An 18,752-nucleotide genomic window follows, 5' to 3' on the forward strand; every position below is an offset into this window, starting at 1 on the left:
GCTATACCAAGCGCAAAGCGGATGAATACGAGCTGCCAGAAATTCGTAACAAAGGCCCCAGGTAAATAAAAGATGGCCGCTAAAAATAGGAGGGTAATTAGTATTTTAATATAACCAAAGCGATCGCCTACTTTTCCCCATTGCCTTGCCATCATTAAGTTGCCAAGTCCAGCGGCAGAAAAGGCAATGCCAGAAAATAGTGCCAAATTTTCTTGTCCGTGGAGTTCACTGACATATAGGGATAGAATCGGTTGAATACTAAAATGCGCAATTTGAATAAGGGTTGAAATAAGCAGAACATTTAATAAAACAGGATGCTGTGTTATATGCCTAATAACTTCCTTGCTGGAATAATTCGTTTTGGCCCCTTTTTTATCCTGCATTCGATATTCTTTCGTTGCAATGACTAATAAAGCTGAGATAATGATTGCAATTGACGTCCATCTAAAGGTTGTTGCATATCCAACCGTATCAGCCAGAACTCCCCCAAGCAGAGGGCCGAATAACTGTCCGGTGATACTACCGGTCTGTAAGGTGCCCAGCCTCGTTCCTGCGATTTCTTTGGGGGTCTGAGTTGAGAAATTTGGAACGAAACGAAAATATGTGGATGTGTAGAGCCTGTATATTCCGTGCACTGGAATGCTCTTTAGACATATTAATACCAGTTTTGAAGAACTTGGTGCCCGTGACCATCACACAACCGTAAATACATGCTTTATGAAAAAATATCAAAGTTTCTATAAAATGTTTCACAGTTCCAGCAGCGACTGAGGCTGTACAACAAAATAATTTTAGCTACCGACAATAAATACGTATTTTCACTTTGGTGTCATATTCTATGGTATACTGAAATGATGGCCTTTTTTGCATTTGCCCTGTCAAGTAATATTTTTTTCTTAATTTTCATGGGATGATTATGGGGAATAATTGTGATAGGGTGTTACTGCTAATATATTTTGATAGAAAATTAGGGGTCTAGTTGTCTGCCTATAAATTTTTTTTATTTATAAATCAATTTAGTGAATCACAATTTGGGTGTTAAAATATTACGGTTCTAAAGAACTGCTATTTATAACATATTTTAAAATGGAAGTGGTGAATTACATGCTTACAGAAACTTTGCCGCAAGGGCAATACCTGAAAAGAAGTAAAGCACTTACTCGTCAATTTAAGCATTCTAATTTATGGATAAACGAACAAAAGAAAGCATCACTAAATAGAATTTATAAGTATATCTTGAATCATACGGATGTTAATTTTCTTGAAAACATTACAGGAGAAATCCTAATTAATTACATTCGTTTCCATAAAAGCCTAAACTTTCGAGTTGTTTCTTTTCAGAATTCCATAACAGATGTTAAAACATTTATTAAATTTGTGAACCGATATCACTTTAGTTACCAGCCGATTATTAATTTATCTATATCAAACTATTCTTTATGGATGAAACTATAGGGTGGAATCTTGAATCACTAAATCGAAGTTCTGGAATATAGATTAATCTTAGGGGCTACCTTATTTTTTCCGATATTTATATTTGGACTATATATGCTTATGACTGTGGTAAAATAACCATCTTCACAGGCGTTCTAATAATGTATTTTCTAATATACAGAACTTCTCACCATTTCTTAATTGTATCTTGGACGGGGAAGTCATCACTCTTGATTACGAACAGAATTCATCCGTCCTCTGTTTCGACAATCTTATGACTCTTTCAAAGAAAGGATTCATGCGAAGCACAAACTTTGAAAAATCCATATTGCCTTAATTAATAAAGCTGTCCTCTTAACATCTATAATAGGTCAGCTTTATTTTTGTGTATTTTTACATTCTTCAAACACTTTTTTATCTCAATCTAGTATTTAGATAGTCCACTATGCCAATATCTTTACCCTCTCTAATAAAATTATTTTTCTCTTGCTATGACCTTATTCATAGAGGTATAATTTATGTCTCTAGTTAAAAAGTAACATTACATATGTATAAAACCATAAGATTATACATTTTGGTTTGGGGTTTGGAGCTATTATGAAGTATGAACCAAATTGAGGCGTACATATTATTTAATGCATTTCTCTACTAGTCCGGTAATATCTCAATCTTAGAAGTTACTTAAAAATATTTTAAATATCCAAAAAATTTTTGCTTGATCCAAAACTATTTTATATGGAGTGTTAATGTTGAAGGTTTTTTTAGATTTAAAATTAGGTACAAAAATTAATTTATTAGTAATAACTATTATTCTTATCTTGTCAGCTATTGTAGGTGCGATTGTTCACTATCAAATTACAAAGGGGATAGAGGAATTTGCAATAGAAAAGGCAAAAGGAGATCTCAACCTATCTTATCGATATTTGGATAGTAAATATCCAGGTGAATGGGAAAGAAAAGGGGATGAACTGTATAAAGGTTCAATTCCCATTAATGAAAATTATGTTATCGTTGACGAGATTGGAGAAGACACTGGAGATACAGTAACCATTTTCTTAGAAGATACTCGAGTATCTACCAATGTTATAGTAAATAATGAACGTGCTATTGGAACACAGGCTTCAAATGAAGTTGTGGAGTCGGTTATAAAAAATGGAGAAACCTATTTCGGAGAGGCTCATGTAGCCGGTAACGTCTATCAAACTGCTTACATGCCTTTATTAGATCAAAACAATAATCCTATTGGAATGTTTTATGTAGGAGCCCCGCAAAGCATAATTGAAAAAATTTTAAAAAGCTTTTTAGTAACATTCTTAATCGTTCTCGCTGTAGTCATTTCCCTGTCAACTTTAGTAGTTATCCTATTTACATTAACTATAAAGAAGAGACTTCATGCCGTTACAAATGCTCTTGAATTAGCAGGTAAGGGTGATTTTACAGCTAAAGTAAAGGATCATTCTCGTGATGAATTAGGAGAATTAACCAAGAGCTATAACCTTATGGCTATGAATCTGAAAGACATGATGAATAAGGTCATACTAGCCTCAGAACAAGTGGCTTCTTCTTCCGAGGAATTAACTGCTAATGCTGAGCAAACGAGTAGAGCAACAGAATCAATTACCGAATCTATTCAGCAAGTAGCAAATGGAGCTGAACATTCAACTGCTAGTGTCGAAGAGAGCGCGAGTTCATTAGATGAAGTAGCTACACAGGTGCAAACACTAGCTGAAAATGCAGCTTTCATTTCAGAAGTGAGTTCGCAAGCTACTCAAAAAGCACAAGAAGGCGGAGAATTTGTTGATAAAACCGTGAAACAAATTAACTCTATCAGCCAGTCCGTATCTGAAAGTGGAGAAGTACTTAAATCCCTAGAAAGACGTTCGCAAGAAATTGGTGATATCTCTGGTGTTATTTCCGCTATAGCAGAGCAAACGAATTTATTAGCGTTGAATGCAGCGATTGAAGCAGCAAGAGCAGGTGAGCACGGGAAGGGATTTGCTGTTGTTGCGGACGAAGTGAGAAAATTAGCTGAACAATCACGATCGTCTTCTTCCCAAATTTCAAATTTAATTTCTGAAATTCAACATGATATGATTCGATCTAATAACTCAATGGAACAAGTCACATATGATGTTCAAGATGGCTTAGCTATCATTCAACAAACAGAAGACAATTTCAACGAGATCCTTATTTTTATGGAGAAGTTAGCAGACCAGATTAATAACATTGCAGCAACAACGGAAGAAGTAACTGCAAGTGTCCAAGAAGTCTCCAGTACAGTAACGGATATTTCACATGTTTCTAATGAAACATCAATGCACTCACAAACGGTCGCGTCTTCTGCAGAAGAACAACTTGCATCTATGGAGGAAATTTCAGCTTCTGCAAACGCACTATCAAATCTTGCGGAAGAGCTACAGCATATCGTTAGTAAGTTTAAGGTTTGAGTATCTGCTAGAGCAGATGCTCTTTTTTTGTTTTTGTTCATAGTATGCCCAGTTGTTTGCTCTTAGAACCTATAAAGATCGTAGCGGAGAGAAGATTGCCATGTGGCTAGTCGGGCCACCAATTGATGTTAATAAGAAGTCAACGTTTTCTTTATTGTTAATTTTGATTTTGATTTTAGTAATTACAGATACAGTAGCTGTTATAATAAGTGTTTTTTAGGAGAGTATGGAAAAGGGTTTTTGCAGTTGGCTAGGGTTGCATGAGCTTCTAAGGGTATCCAAATGGATGCCCTTTTACTATTTAAACCATGAGCTTAGTTCAGCAACAAAAAGTCGAAAATCAAAAATTTTGTTGAAATTTGTAAGAATCTGTTTTATGATATCCATATGTTGATAAGACAAAAGGACTAGATAATGTTAGAAAAAGGCAAACTACTCCGAAAGGGTAGGACGCAAAGCCTAGGGTCTAAGGTTTTACCTTTAAGCAACTATGATCGCCTGGTTACCAAATTTTACACAATTGTGCATAAAATCTGGCTATTCTACTCTAATGGAATAGCTTTTTTGCATTGTGTAAATAGCTATTTAATGTCAAAAACACAGTAATAATATAGGTTTAATATAATTAAATTTTTAACAGGTTCAAAGTTAATTACATTCTAGCTCGCTTTACTATCTGTGTAGGTAGATAGTATTAGATTAGAAGCATGCTTGTCTGAGAAAAGAAGGTGTTGACCATTAATGCGCTTAAGTTTATTAAAATGAAGGACTTATATAGTGAGTACCAGCCTATTGTTGATTCCAATCATAACCCAATCTTTGCTTACGAATCCCTTATGAGATCTAGTCCCAAAATAAACCCGTTGAGAATGATTGAATACGCTCGACATCATAAAGCTTTATATAAATTAGATACGATTTGCATCGAAAATGCAGTAGCTGAATATCCCTATTCCTTCTTTAGGAATCATTTTCTTTTTATAAATATCTTCCCATCTACAATTGTTCATAATGACTTCAAGAAATTTATTCATAATTTAATAGGGAAATACCCTTATAGTAGAGGTCGTATAGTGTTTGAGGTAAACGAAGATACGACTGAAGAGCATATTTGGACAACAGAGGATTTTTTTAAAGGAATCCTAGACTTAAAATCATATGGCTTTCAAATTGCTTTTGACGATATGCCTGTTGTCAGCAATTCATTTGAAAAAATGAGTAGGTTCGAGCCGGATTTTGTGAAATTAGACCAAACCAAATCAAAAGATCTATCAAAATCATTGGAGAAACAACAATTAATCACGCTATTTTTAGAGTTTACCAATGAAAAAACGAAACTCGTTCTAGAGGGCATTGAAACAAAAGAGGACTTTTTAAAAGCTAAGCAATTAGGTGTCCCATTACTTCAAGGATACTACATATCAAAACCAAAACGTTTAGAGGCTTTGAGCAATGCAGGAATGGTATATGGAAGAGGTCAAAGATAAGACACTCTTTTAGAAATACAATGCTTATTTATCAAATTTTTCTATTTCTCACAATTATTCTGTTTTTGCGATTAGCGACGAGATGCATCGAACCTACACCTGATATTATCGTTGGAGTGAATAAAGAATTTTTAGCTGGTGTTGCTAAACTAGAGGACCGATTACTCGTTTTACTAGATTTGGTACATGTATTAAATCTAGAAGAAAAGAAAATAGCCCAAGAAGTATTCATACAGGAATAACAGTTAACAAATTTAGAACATTATTGGAGTGAAATAAAGCAATGGCTAGACAAAATAAGAAATTCAATAGGTTATCATTTAGAAATTTAAGTATAGGTAAAAATATGGCATTAGCTTACTACTTGTTTTTATCCTGTTCGGGGCTTCAGCGGTACTAGTCACTACCTTGATGGATGATATAGGCGATGAAATAGATGCTATGGACAGAAGAGGAGATCGAGCCATAAGAGTAACAGAAATGGGTTCCCTTACTCGTGCAAAAGCCATACGCATATACCATTATCAGATTACACCAGATCAAACGTTAATCAATGAATTTGAGGAACGGCAAGAAAAATTCAATGTTCTTGAGGCTGATTTAAAAGACCGAATGGATACGCCAGAGAAACTGGACATCTTTAATCAAATTGTTAAAAATGATAAAAATATGAATGCGTTGTTTTTAGAAAATATTGTTCCGGCTGTCAACCGTGGGGAAATGGATATCGTAAAACAATTATCCTTCCAAGCAAGCCAGTTGCAATCGGAGACCGTAAAACTGCTAGACGAATTGCGTCTGATTGTAAATGAGGATCGTTCACTTGCTATTTCTTCAAATGCAAAAAATGCTCAACAATTAGCATTTTCCGTATTAATTGTATCTATGGTTGTTTCGATTATTGTTGGGGGAGTACTGGTGTCTATCATCAGTCGTGTAGTTTCTCGTAATCTTAAAAATGTAGTAGAGGTTAGTAACAACATCGCTGCTGGGAACTTGGTGTATGAACCAATCAACTATCAGGGAAAAGATGAAATTGGTCAATTAGCTGAATCTATAAATACAATGGGGAATAATCTTAGAACCATAATCGGACAGGTCTCAGAAGTATCAGAGACCGTAACGAGCCAAAGTGAAGAATTGACTCAATCTGCTAACGAAGTGAAGGCTGGTACTGATCAAGTTGCCATTACCATGCAGGAACTCGCATCAGGATCTGAATCCCAAGCCAACCACACATCCGATTTATCCGTAAAAATGGAAGAGTTTCTGTCAGTCATGGAGGAAGCGAATCAAAATGGAAACCAAGTTTTCGAATCTTCTTCTAAAGTATTTGCATTGACCTCTGATGGTACTCATTTAATGGAAGACTCTGTTACACAAATGTCTATGATTGACCAAATCGTCCAAGAATCTGTACAAAAGGTTAAAGGATTAGATAGTCAATCACAAGAAATTTCAAAGTTAGTATCTGTCATCAAGAAAATCGCTGATCAAACCAATCTGTTAGCTCTAAACGCAGCGATTGAAGCAGCGCGCGCAGGCGAGCATGGAAGGGGATTTGCCGTTGTAGCGGATGAGGTTCGAAAACTTGCCGAGCAAGTGGGAGAATCGGTATCTGACATTACCACGATTGTTTCTTCCATTCAAAAAGAAGCAACAGTGGTGGCAGAGTCTCTAGAGGGCGGTTATCAAGAAGTTGAGAAAGGTACTCAACAAATTAAGACGACAGGAGAGACCTTTACATCGATTTCAAATGCCATTAATGAAATGGCCTCTAACATTCAAAACATTACCAACCATTTGACTTCGATGTCATCTAACAGCCAAGAAATGGGGGCAGCAATCCAGGAGATTGCTTTTATTTCTGAAGAAAGTGCTGCCGGAATTGAACAAACATCTGCTTCAACACAACAAACAAGTAGTGCTATGGAAGAAGTTGCTCGTAGTTCGGAGGATCTGTCTAAATTAGCTGAAAACCTTAACGGATTAGTTCGCAAGTTCACCTTATAATAGTACAACTTATCGAGGAACAAGATTAAGAGATTGTCATGTTCATTTTAAATATGGCTATTCTATTCCAAATAGAGTAGCCTTTTGCATGAACTAAAAAAAGTATGTGTTTTAAGCTATGTAATCAAATAGGAGAACTATAATTATTTTTAAATTCATAATATCTAAATAAAAATCGGAATTGTGATTAATATCATAATTATTTAATTTGCAATTCGTTATACTACTTAAGGTGTGTTTTTTTAATAGGTATATAGAATTAGATTTTATGCTAATAACAAGAAGAAAGAGGGGTGTTGAACATGAATCTACTCAAGCAGTATACATGGAAAAATTTATATAGCGAATATCAGCCTCTAATGAATTCCAGCAATGATCAAATCTTCGCTTATGAAGCCTTAATGAGATCCAGTCCTAAAATAAATCCGTTGGCTATGATTGAATATGCCCGTCACCAAGAAGTGTTATATGAATTAGATACCATTTGCATTCAAAATGCGATCACTGAATATCCCTTTTCCTACTATCATAGCCATTACCTTTTTATCAATATTTTCCCATCTACTATTGTCCATGATGATTTTAAGAACTTTATTGGTAGTTTGCTAAAAAAATTCCCACATATTAGAGAACGCATCGTTTTTGAAGTGAATGAAGATGTAAATGAGGTACATATATGGACAAGAGAGGATTTTTCAAGAAGGATACTAGAATTAAAATCATATGGTTTTCGAATTGCCTTTGATGATATGCCTATTGCTCGTTTATCCTTCGAAAGGATGTACACACTTACCCCAGACTTTGTAAAACTAGATCATACTAAATCAAAAGATTTATCAACATCATTGGAGAAACAACAATTAATCTCCTTATTTCTAGAATTTACAGATGAAAAAATGAGATTAGTTCTTGAAGGCATTGAAACAGAACAGGATTTATTAACAGCTAAACAATTGGGCGTTCCTCTATTGCAAGGTTACTACATATCGAAGCCCAAACGTTTAGAATTTTAAAAAGCAGACACATGATAAGGAGACATCTAACGTGAAAAACTTCTTTAGAAATATCAAAACGAAATTAATTTTGGCTTTCTCTCTCATTCTCATTGTTCCATCCGTTTCGATTGGAACAGAAGCCTACATTACAGCAGAAAATGCCGTAGAGCACGAAATAATAGCGGGCATTGATGAAAATATCAATCTCCTAAGTTCAATCATTGATAATACAGTCAAGCCAAAAATTCATGATATTGAGTATTTGTCTACCATCATCAATTCAGAATTTTATGATGGGGAAGAGAGTCCAGTGATAAGACAGCAACTAAAACAGTATGCCCAAATACACCCAGAAGCGCAGAGTATTTATGTAGGCACAGAAACGGGTCTGTTTGTTCAAGAGCCTAAAGTCACCATGGCGGATGATTATGATCCAAGAAAAAGAGATTGGTATATTGATGCCATGGAACAAAAAGGGGAGGTAATTATTTCAGATCCCTATATATCTGCAGGAACAGACCATATGGTAATAACAATTTCTAAGATGACAGAAGATGGAACTGGGGTTATGGCGGTGAATATCTTTTTAAGTCATATTCAACAACTAACGAACCAAGTAAAAGTAGGGGATGAGGGATACGCCCTTCTTTTAGATAAAAATAAAAACTTTATCGCACACCCTACTAGAGAATTAGGTAGTCAAGCAACTGATGAGTTTTTCAATAACATGTATGGGAGCGAAAAAGGACAATTTGATTACTTATTTGAAGGCGAAAACAAATTGATGAGCTTTACTACTAATGAGCTTACAGGTTGGAAAATCGCAGGAAGTATTTATTCTTCTGAAATCAGTCAGGCAGCAAACCCTATTTTTCAAAGCACGTTAATTGTTATTGGCATAGCTTTTATTTTAGGAACAGTCCTCGTTTTATTCATCCTAAAATCAGTGATGAAACCGCTTCAGGAACTAAAGGAGAAAGCATTAACGATTAGCCGAGGTGATTTAACAGAAGGGGTTCAGATTTACTCAAATGATGAAATCGGACAACTGGGAAAGGCCTTTAATGAGATGCAGGAGAAGCTAAAAGATTTAGTAAAACAAGTCGATTTTAATGCGGACCAAGTAGCTGCATCTGCAGAAGAATTAACAGCAAGCGCAGAAATGACGACAAGTGCGACCGAACAAGTGTCAGCTTCCATACAAGAAGTCGCAAGCAGTGCAGAAAAACAAACTAGCGGTGTAGATCAGAATGCTCAATCCTTAGATGAAATTTCACAAGGGGTGACCCTCATTGCTGAAAATTCCATGAGAGTGGCCGAGCTATCCCAACATACTACTTCGCAAGCAGAAATAGGCGGACAAGCTGTAACCAAAACGGTTAACCAAATGAATTCCATTCAAGAATCGGTATCAGAGTCAAATACAATGATTCAATCTTTATATGAACGGTCTAAGGAAGTTAGTTCCATTTTAGATGTAATCACAGGAATCGCCGAGCAAACGAACCTTTTATCTTTGAATGCTGCCATTGAGGCCGCGAGAGCTGGAGAACATGGAAAAGGCTTTGCTGTTGTAGCCGATGAGGTCAGAAAGCTAGCTGAGCAATCTCAAAAATCAGCAAAAGAAATTGATGAAATCGTTCAGAGAATACAAAAAGATACAGAGGGTTCTGTTCAGATCATGGGTAAAGTATCAGATGATGTCCAGGTTGGGGTTCAGGTGTCAAATGAAGCTATTGAGAAATTCTCACAAATTCTTATTAGCACCAAAGAAATCACTCCTCAAATGGAAGATATATCAGCTACTGCCCAACAGATCGCTTCAGCTGTTCAAGAAGTTTCAACGACAGCTAACGAACTTGCTGTAATTGCTAAAAATAATGCCTCCACTTCAGAAGAAGTCGCAGCTTCTACAGAGGAACAGTTAGCCTCGATGGAGGAAATTTCTGCTTCAGCTAATTCCTTGTCTACTATGGCCGAGGATTTAAAAGAGTTAATTGCTAAGTTTAAATATTAATAAGAATGGAATCCTCAACAGAAAATGGGGATATACAAAGGAGATCATATGATGAGCAGGTATTCATATAAGACCAATTTGAAAGCACTGATCCAGAAAAATATTAAGGATTTACAAAAGGACTCTAATCTAATGGAACGGATCGAAGAAAAAATTGAAGATAGGCATTTGAAGGAAGACTCTAAACTGGTGGTGATGGAAAAGTGAACCCTTACACTTTCTTAGATGACAAACTGTTATTAGAAACCTTCCACCGTGCCGTTGAACTAGAATTAGAACATGAATTTATTATTCAGTTAGAGGATGAAATTTTAAATCGAAACCTAATGACCGTTTCTATATTTTTAATAGAGGTAGGAAATACCGCAAATAGTGCGGAAAACCGAACATAGTGATAGGGGAGCAAAGCGCATGTTTACAACCAAAAAAAGGCTTAAGTTGATAGAAAATGAGAAAAGAGAATTACAAGATAAGTTTGATAAAATTTACTCTGGTTGCCAAGAAAAAGAATCGTTTTTTGAGGTCTTTCTCGAAAGATTCAATGAAGATTTGACTAAAACTATTGCCCAACATGAATTAGTAAACAGCCAGCATTATGTCATGGGGGACATGGTTGCAAAAATAAAAAATCACTTCGAGCAGGTTAATCAAATTAGCCTGTACTCTTTAGATAATTCTCAGAACCTTTCTGAAAAAGGTCAAAATTTGATTCAATCTGCCCAGGATATGGTCTCTAAATCGGATGAAGGAAAGGATTTAGTCAATAAAGTCGAACATCTTATCACTCAACTAGGAGACAAACTTGGAGAAACTTACGAAAGAATGAATCAATTAAATGACCGATCAAAAGAGATTGAGATGATTGTAAAGGTCATTAAAGATATCGCTGACCAAACCAATCTACTTGCTCTTAACGCATCGATTGAGGCTGCTAGAGCAGGAGAACACGGAAAAGGATTTGCGGTTGTAGCTGAGGAAGTTCGTAAATTGGCGGAAAATACAGCCGAAAGTACCAACAATATTAGTGTCCTTACCCAAAATATTCAAAAAGATATTACGGATACTATGCAATCGACTACAATTAGCACCGGATTAATCAAAGAAGGCGTGGAACTGAGCAAAAATACATCGGAAAGCATAGAATTTATTTCAACCGTGATCCATCAAGTGGAATCAGAAGTCGGTGAAGTAATCGAAAAAATTGAGGAACAAACCGATTACTCTCAGAAAGTGATGAGTGAAATCACCAGTACCAAGTCCCTTTTTGACGAAGTAAACGCATTGATCCTACAGCACATTGAAGAAGCAACCAAAGTAGACGTAAAACTAGAAGAAACGAGCAAACAAGTAGCCTCTTATGAGGGGAAAATAAAAGAAAATCCTCCTTCACTAACTGCACGTGCGGCTGTGCCTGAACATGAAATAGAAGAATAGGGTTAACTGGAGGGGATCGGACTGTCTATTTATATTGAAAACAAATTTGAAAATCATTTAGTGGTGGCCACCTGTGATTCTGTAAAAAATGTGGTCCCCATCATGCTATCTTTTGATATGCCCCGTTCTGTGGACCAATCGTTATCAATCTAATTTGGTGTATTGATTGGGATGACAGGCGATGTGAAAGGAAAACTTATTTTGTCAGGCGACTCAAAGGTGTTTGGTTCTATCGGAGAAATGATGTTTGGGATGAAACTCGAAAAGGACATGTTGTCGTCGTTTAGCGGGGAATTAGGCAATATGATTGCAGGTGGAATTTCATCCAGAATATTTGAAGAGGGACTTCAAACTGATATTACCTCTCCTACAGTTTTAAGCGGAAATACTACCATATCGGGATATGGAAGAGCCCTTCACATTCCTGCTTCTTTCGAGAAGATGGGGGAGATGGGAATATTCCTCCTACTTGATTCTTTGAAAGGGGCCTAAGATGGACACAACTCATTATTTAGAAATGTTTCTTGATGAAAGTCGGGAGCACTTACAAGCAGTCAATGAACAATTATTAAAACTGGAAGATCAACCTCAAGATTTAAAAATTGTTAATGAAATTTTCCGTTCTGCCCATACCCTTAAAGGGATGGCAGCAACGATGGGATTTGAGGATATTGCTTCATTAACTCACCAAATGGAAAACGTACTGGACCTCATTCGAAACAACGAGTTAGCTGTCTCCACAAATGTGATCGACGTCTGCTTCGAAGCAGTGAGTGTATTAGAGGAAATGGTTCGTGAGATTTCTGAAGGAGGAGATGGGAAACAGGATGTATCTCTTCTGGTTACCAAGTTAAAACAGATGGGAAAACAACCGAATGATAATCCTTCCCTTATATTGAGCAAAAAGGATAAAGGAGACTTCTTTACGCCAATCCAATTCGATGAATATCAAACAGCGGTCATGTTACAGGCAAAAGAGCAAGGTTATCAAGTCTACCAATTGATTGTTCGCCTCAGTGATGATTGCTTGTTGAAAGGCGCACGCATTTTTATGGTATTTGAAGCGTTAGATGGACTGGGTGAGGTAATCAAAACGATTCCTTTAGTGGATGAGCTTGAAGAAGGTCAGTTTGAACAGGATGTTACCATTGTATTTGTAACAAATGATAGTGAAAATACCATTCAACAAAAGATTATCAATATAACAGATATCCAGAGTGTAGGATGTACCGCTATTGAAGAAATAGAAACGATACCTAAAAATGATCTAAAAAGAGATAAAATTACTGAAAAACAGAAGGACTCCTATTCGGTCTCTATCAATCATTCACCTACCAAAACCATACGAGTCAATACCGAACGCATCGATCATCTCATGAATTTATTTGAAGAGATGGTCATTGACCGAGGAAGGCTAGAGGATATTGCCCAAACGGAAGGGAACCATGAGCTTAGTGAAGCCGTCGAACATCTTACACGAGTTTCCCAGGACTTACAAAACATGATGTTAAGTCTTCGAATGGTCCCAATTGAAAAAGTATTTAATCGGTTTCCAAAAATGGTGAGAGGACTAGCCAAGGATTTAGAAAAGAAGATCAATTTGCAGATCGTGGGAGCCGAAACTGAATTGGACCGCACCGTCATTGATGAAATCGGTGACCCTTTGGTTCACTTGATTCGCAATTCCATTGACCATGGCATTGAGCCTCCCGAAAAACGGAAAGCCCAGGGGAAACCGGAAGAAGGAACGATCTTGTTACGTGCTTTTCACAGTGGCAATCATGTAATGATTGAAATACAGGATGATGGGGCAGGAATTAATCGTGAAAAAGTAATAGAAAAGGCGGTTAAAAGTGGGCTATTTTCTTTGGAACATGCTGAAAGTTTAATCGATGCAGAAGTAAATGAACTCATTTTTTCTTCGGGCTTTAGTACAGCTGATCAAGTTTCGGATCTTTCCGGTCGAGGAGTAGGGCTTGATGTCGTACGAACGAAAATTGAATCCCTTGGTGGTCATATTTTGATAGATTCTTCACCCGGAGAAGGAAGTACCTTTTCCATCCAACTACCTTTAACCTTATCCATTCTTTCTACCTTACTCGTCAGCCTGCAGGATGACACGTATGCCGTTCCGCTCTCTTCTATTGAAGAAACCGTATTGTTGCCGAAAGAAAGTGTCTTTCAGGCACACAATCAATCTGTGATGGATTTTAGGAACAAAATCATTCCCTTGGTTGATTTACGAAAAGCATTCGAACTAAACAACCAGCTACACGATCATCCGTTAATTGAAAAAGAAACCATTGCAATTGTGATTGTGAGAAAAGGAGATAAATTAGCTGGCTTAATTGTTGATTCATTTATTGGCCAGAAAGAAGTTGTCCTGAAATCGTTAGGAAGTTACTTAGGTCAAATCGATTCGATTTCTGGTGCGACGATATTAGGGGATGGTCGTGTCTCCTTAATTATAGATCCAAACACATTAATCAAATAAAAGGAGGGATTACGATGGAAGATTTAAGTAAGGTTATTGTCTTTATGCTAAAGGATCAACAATATGGGGTTAATTTGCAGCAAGTCCTTTCGATTGAAAGACTACAAGCCATTACCCATGTTCCACAAACATCATCATTTATAAAAGGGGTCATGAATCTTCGGGGGGATATTATACCGATCATCGATTTAATGGAACGTTTATCGGTCGGTAGTATGGTACAAGACGATTCCACTCGTGTGCTTATTGTTGAAATTGACACCTATAAGATTGGTTTAGTGGTGGACACAGCAACAGATGTTATTGATTTGGAATCATCTATGATAGAACCGGCTCCTAGCATTATTGGAGGAGTAAAAAGTGAATATATCAAAGGAGTAGCCAAATTAGAAGGTGGACTACTCGTTTTACTAGATTTAGAGCATGTCTTGAATGTTGAAGAACAAAGAGAAGTACTAGATGTTGTAAATGAAGAAAAAGTCTCGGGAGGTCATTAATGTGGCAAAAATATTAGTAACAGATGATGCTGCATTTATGAGAATGCAATTAAAAGATATTTTAACAAAATTGGGTCATGAGGTTATCGGGGAGGCAGAGAATGGACAGGTTTCGATTCAGAAATATCATGAACTTCGGCCCGAGCTCGTTACCATGGATATCACGATGTCGGAAATGAATGGAATTGAGGCACTAAAGGAAATTAAAAAGATAAATGATAGCGCAAAGATCATTATGTGTTCCGCGATGGGTCAACAATCTATGGTACTTGAAGCGATTAAAGAGGGTGCGGGAGACTTTATTGTAAAGCCTTTTTCACCGGAAAAAATCAGAGAAGCGATTGAAAAGATATTATAGAGAAACGTATAAAAGAGGAAATTTAAAGAATTACAGTAGCAGAAACTAAAAATATAAAACCGTTAAATAAAGTTTGAAATTTGATGTATATCAATGTAAAAAAACTAGTTTCGTAGTGTAATAAACTAGAAAACATTAGAAAGAGGGATAAGTGATGTGTCCATTCTCATTTGAAGAATTAAAAAGTATAGACCGTGATCAATTAGGGGATTGGGTCCCGCTAGAACTTTATCGAGCAATCCGACTTATTGGGATGTATCAGGGCCTACCAATGAAAGGCAAAGGTACAACAGTAACCGTGGGAAAAATAATTGGGGAAAGCTTACCGGTTGAATCGATAGAAGAAGCATTAAAAATGTTCAAAGATTTAAAAATTGGGATACCAACATTGCTAGAACAAAGAGAAAATGCTCTGCGTGTCAAAGTGGATGATTGTTTTTGTAAAGGTTTGCAACATAAAAAAGGACATATGGTCTGTGACTTGGAAGGTGCTATCTTAGCAGGAGCAGTATCAAAAGTACTAGACAAAAAGGCTTCTTCTAAAGAAATTAAATGCAATGTTAATGGGGATGGTTATTGTGAATATGAGGTTTTAATCCCCAGATAAAGAATGGGTTTCGTACACTAAACACTTCTAAAGAGTGAAATCCGACGTTTCCGAAAAAAGTCGAATGAAGGCTGATATTAAGTTCTGGCATTAAAGAGGGAGTTGGATAAATGATTAGTGATATTTTGGAGTCTACATTGGAGAATGTCTCTTTTGACCAGGTGATCCAGCAAATAAAACAAGGAATAATGATTACAGATACAATAGGTCATATTTTATATGTAAATACTACATTTTGCGGAGTTACCGGTTATGAACCTAAAGAAATTATCGGTAAAACACCAGATATCCTAAAATCGGAAATGCATGATGACGATTTTTATAGGTTTATATGGACAACGCTTTATGAAGATGGCTACTGGCAGGGAGAAGTTTACAACCGGAATAAGGCTGGAGAAATTTACTTACAATGGTTGGATATTAACGACATGAAAAACGACCAAGGCGAAGTAACACGATATGTTTTCATTTTTACTGATATACAAAAGCATAAACAAGCTCAGAAGGATATTGCCTTTTTGGCGTATCATGATCCCTTAACAAAATTGCCAAATAGATTATATGTTCATCAACACTTACAAAGTTTATTAAATAAGGAACATGAACATCAACAAATGATTGCATTACTCTACCTTGATCTAGACCGTTTTAAACAGATAAATGATACTCTAGGGCATTCATACGGGGATGAAGTTCTAATACAGGCTGCATCACGAGTTGAAAGCTGTTTGCGAAAGAGTGATATGGTATCCCGAGTGGGAGGCGATGAATTTATTTGTATTCTTTCTGGTATTAGTTCTCAGAGCGATGCAGAAACCGTAGCACAAAAAATAATTAAAGCCATATCCCAACCATTTTATTTAGATAATTTTGAGTCCCATATTTCAGTTAGCATTGGAATAAGCTTTTATCCTTATGATGGTGATGATATCGAAACTCTTGTTACCTATGCTGATTCAGCCATGTACCGTGCAAAAAAAATGGGGTCAAACCAATACCAGCTTGCTCAAGTAGAAGAGAATGCAGGGGCGTTTGAAAAATTGATTTTTGAAAACAGCTTGCGGAATGCTTTACAGGAGGAAACCCTAACCCTGCATTACCAACCCCTTATAGATACCAAAACACATAAAGTCTCTGGTTTTGAAGCACTATTACGGTGGGAACACCCTGATTTTGGTACTGTTTCTCCAATGGATTTTATTCCCTTAGCCGAAGAGACAGGTTTAATTATACCTATTGGCGAATGGGTGATGCGAACTGCGTGTAGGCAAAACATGTCTTGGCAAAGAGATGGTAGCCCTCCAACAAGAATGGCAGTAAATATTTCTACACTACAAATTTTGGACAGTAACTTCTTGAAAACAGTCCTTGAAATTCTAGAAGAAACTAAAATGCCAGCTGATTTACTAGAGTTGGAAATTACAGAAACGATTTTTATGGAAGAGTCATCCTCAGCCTTGTTAACTCTTCGTCAGTTAAGAGAGAAAGGTGTTCGTATTTCAATTGATGATTTTGGAACAGGATATTCTTCCCTTTATTATTTAAAGAGTTTTCCAGTAGATACAATAAAGATTGATCGAACCCTTATTCAAGACATAAATACTAATCAAAAAAGTGAAGCGATTGCCCATTCTGTAATTTCCCTTGCAAATAACCTTAATATGAAGGTCATTGCTGAAGGGGTGGAGACCATAGAACAACTATCCATTCTAAGAGAACCTAAATGTGATGAAATACAGGGGTTTTTATTCAGTAAACCAATACCAAGCAGTAATGTTATGCATTGGATGGAAAACAACTATGTAGAAGAGAAAAGACTTATATAAATCATTGAATCTAATACATCCATATTGACTGTGGCACATTTGAAACCAATAACTTATGGATAAATGATTTCAATTAACAGGAAACCACAGGCTAATTAATTTCATATAGGAGTTTGCTAATCCAATTCCTAAAATAGTAAGCCTTTCTTAAAATTCCTCCGATGACCCGGTGAGTAACTTCCTGTACTCAACAACTTTTATTGCTATTATTCCTTTGGTGAGGAAAGGTTTTAATTCCATTAAAGGCTTATCTCAAATACAAATCCTCATTTTTAACGGATGTGTTGAATGTGTTAACTAATATGAGAATAGAAATCAGAATAGAAAAGCTCAGAAAAGAAATGATTAAAGCAGGTCTTTCTGAAGGTTTTACTCACCCTAGTACAATACTGCTATCAAAAAAACTTGATAGGTTAATGAATCTGTATCAACTTTCTGACAAAAATCCCAATTGTTCTTTGGATAAATTATTGTAAGTTTTACCCTAAAAACATAGACCCTAAAAACACCCGGGATACTTCAGTTTCCAGTTATATCTATAAATATAACTTACCAGACTTTAAATTTTCTGGAAAGATGAACAATATCGCATCAAAGCAAGAACTAGAAATGAGAAAGAAGAAATTGGCACTTCTACTCGAATATTAAATAACTATGAAAAGGTGAACCACTTGAAAAAAATCATGTTGTTCTTAATGGTGACTACGATAGCTTTAGTTGGAGGGGGAGGTCTTGGTTTTTACCTTATTAAGGAAAACATAATTCACGCGTCATCCGACCCTCTTGATTCTAAAAACTTAGAAAAACGAACCTATAGAACAGAAGAAATAATGGCCAATTATGGAAATGGATTTATTAAAACATCCTTCACTCTTGTAGCAAATACCGAAGAGACAGCATTAGAAATAGCTAGTAGAGACTTTCAGATTAAAAACTTTTTAATAAAAACCATTTCAGGGAGTTCAGATGTGACCAACTCAAAAGAAGAACTCCTAGACCTGCAAGACCATCTCAAAGTTTACATGAATGAACACCTACAAACAGGTATAGTGGCAGAGGTTTTTATGAACGAAAAATTAATCTCTCAGTAATTAGCTTATATTCTATTAATGTTTTGGCGTACAAAAACGGCTGAAAGGAGAA

18 protein-coding genes and 1 riboswitch are annotated in these 18,752 nt (G+C 36.2%); of the genes, 17 read left to right on the plus strand and 1 reads right to left on the minus strand.

Features of this window, described 5'->3' with window-relative positions:
- On the minus strand, positions 1 to 635 hold a 635-nt coding region (locus CZ487_RS03365; protein ID WP_237562792.1), incomplete at its 3' end, for an MFS transporter.
- A gap of 1,545 nt (positions 636 to 2,180) precedes the next feature.
- Here CZ487_RS03365 and CZ487_RS03375 point away from each other — a divergent pair.
- From CZ487_RS03375 to CZ487_RS03450, 17 genes are all read left to right on the plus strand, one after another.
- Complete coding sequence (locus CZ487_RS03375) at positions 2,181 to 3,881, plus strand: methyl-accepting chemotaxis protein (protein ID WP_077210823.1); 1,701 nt, start codon at positions 2,181 to 2,183, stop codon at positions 3,879 to 3,881.
- Positions 3,882 to 4,297: 416 nt separating this feature from the next.
- Positions 4,298 to 4,391: riboswitch (cyclic di-GMP riboswitch) on the plus strand.
- A 218-nt stretch (positions 4,392 to 4,609) separates the two neighbouring features.
- A complete protein-coding gene (locus CZ487_RS03380; protein ID WP_139339517.1) occupies positions 4,610 to 5,368 on the plus strand; it encodes an EAL domain-containing protein in 759 nt (252 codons plus the stop codon).
- A gap of 20 nt (positions 5,369 to 5,388) precedes the next feature.
- Positions 5,389 to 5,610, plus strand: coding sequence for a hypothetical protein (locus CZ487_RS03385; RefSeq protein WP_077210825.1), 222 nt, complete (start codon positions 5,389 to 5,391; stop codon positions 5,608 to 5,610).
- A 169-nt stretch (positions 5,611 to 5,779) separates the two neighbouring features.
- Positions 5,780 to 7,381 (plus strand): methyl-accepting chemotaxis protein, encoded by a 1,602-nt coding sequence (locus tag CZ487_RS03390; protein ID WP_237562832.1) that lies wholly within the window; start codon positions 5,780 to 5,782, stop codon positions 7,379 to 7,381.
- 302 nt (positions 7,382 to 7,683) lie between these two features.
- The gene (locus CZ487_RS03395; RefSeq protein WP_077210826.1) at positions 7,684 to 8,394 is read left to right on the plus strand and encodes an EAL domain-containing protein; all 711 of its coding nucleotides are present in this window, start codon (positions 7,684 to 7,686) and stop codon (positions 8,392 to 8,394) included.
- Positions 8,395 to 8,425: 31 nt separating this feature from the next.
- Positions 8,426 to 10,393 (plus strand): methyl-accepting chemotaxis protein, encoded by a 1,968-nt coding sequence (locus tag CZ487_RS28125; RefSeq protein ID WP_077210827.1) that lies wholly within the window; start codon positions 8,426 to 8,428, stop codon positions 10,391 to 10,393.
- 51 nt (positions 10,394 to 10,444) lie between these two features.
- Positions 10,445 to 10,600, plus strand: coding sequence for an FbpB family small basic protein (locus CZ487_RS26285; RefSeq protein ID WP_161949597.1), 156 nt, complete (start codon positions 10,445 to 10,447; stop codon positions 10,598 to 10,600).
- A complete protein-coding gene (gene sda, locus CZ487_RS03405; protein WP_077210828.1) occupies positions 10,597 to 10,785 on the plus strand; it encodes a sporulation histidine kinase inhibitor Sda in 189 nt (62 codons plus the stop codon). The genes CZ487_RS26285 and sda overlap by 4 nt, the downstream gene beginning before the upstream one ends.
- Before the next feature lie 19 nt (positions 10,786 to 10,804).
- The gene (locus CZ487_RS27630) at positions 10,805 to 11,827 is read left to right on the plus strand and encodes a methyl-accepting chemotaxis protein (RefSeq protein ID WP_077210829.1); all 1,023 of its coding nucleotides are present in this window, start codon (positions 10,805 to 10,807) and stop codon (positions 11,825 to 11,827) included.
- A 162-nt stretch (positions 11,828 to 11,989) separates the two neighbouring features.
- The gene (locus CZ487_RS03415) at positions 11,990 to 12,319 is read left to right on the plus strand and encodes a chemotaxis protein CheX (protein WP_337189728.1); all 330 of its coding nucleotides are present in this window, start codon (positions 11,990 to 11,992) and stop codon (positions 12,317 to 12,319) included.
- 1 nt (position 12,320) lies between these two features.
- A complete protein-coding gene (locus tag CZ487_RS03420; RefSeq protein ID WP_077210830.1) occupies positions 12,321 to 14,321 on the plus strand; it encodes a chemotaxis protein CheA in 2,001 nt (666 codons plus the stop codon).
- A gap of 14 nt (positions 14,322 to 14,335) precedes the next feature.
- Entirely contained in the window at positions 14,336 to 14,818 is a 483-nt protein-coding gene (locus tag CZ487_RS03425) for a chemotaxis protein CheW (protein ID WP_077210831.1), read from the plus strand.
- Position 14,819: 1 nt separating this feature from the next.
- Positions 14,820 to 15,176, plus strand: a complete 357-nt coding sequence (locus CZ487_RS03430; protein WP_139339519.1) for a response regulator — start codon at positions 14,820 to 14,822, stop codon at positions 15,174 to 15,176.
- A 271-nt stretch (positions 15,177 to 15,447) separates the two neighbouring features.
- Complete coding sequence (locus CZ487_RS03435) at positions 15,448 to 15,783, plus strand: V4R domain-containing protein (protein WP_237562794.1); 336 nt, start codon at positions 15,448 to 15,450, stop codon at positions 15,781 to 15,783.
- A gap of 110 nt (positions 15,784 to 15,893) precedes the next feature.
- Positions 15,894 to 17,609 (plus strand): putative bifunctional diguanylate cyclase/phosphodiesterase, encoded by a 1,716-nt coding sequence (locus tag CZ487_RS03440; RefSeq protein WP_077210834.1) that lies wholly within the window; start codon positions 15,894 to 15,896, stop codon positions 17,607 to 17,609.
- A gap of 302 nt (positions 17,610 to 17,911) precedes the next feature.
- Positions 17,912 to 18,085: an aspartyl-phosphate phosphatase Spo0E family protein gene (locus CZ487_RS03445; protein WP_077211840.1), complete on the plus strand. Its 174-nt coding sequence runs from the start codon at positions 17,912 to 17,914 to the stop codon at positions 18,083 to 18,085.
- A 195-nt stretch (positions 18,086 to 18,280) separates the two neighbouring features.
- Complete coding sequence (locus CZ487_RS03450) at positions 18,281 to 18,700, plus strand: flagellar basal body-associated FliL family protein (RefSeq protein ID WP_077210835.1); 420 nt, start codon at positions 18,281 to 18,283, stop codon at positions 18,698 to 18,700.
- Positions 18,701 to 18,752 lie beyond the last annotated feature (52 nt).

This window comes from Robertmurraya dakarensis, from assembly GCF_900156875.1.
GTDB classification, from domain to species: Bacteria; Bacillota; Bacilli; order Bacillales; family Cytobacillaceae; genus Robertmurraya; species Robertmurraya dakarensis.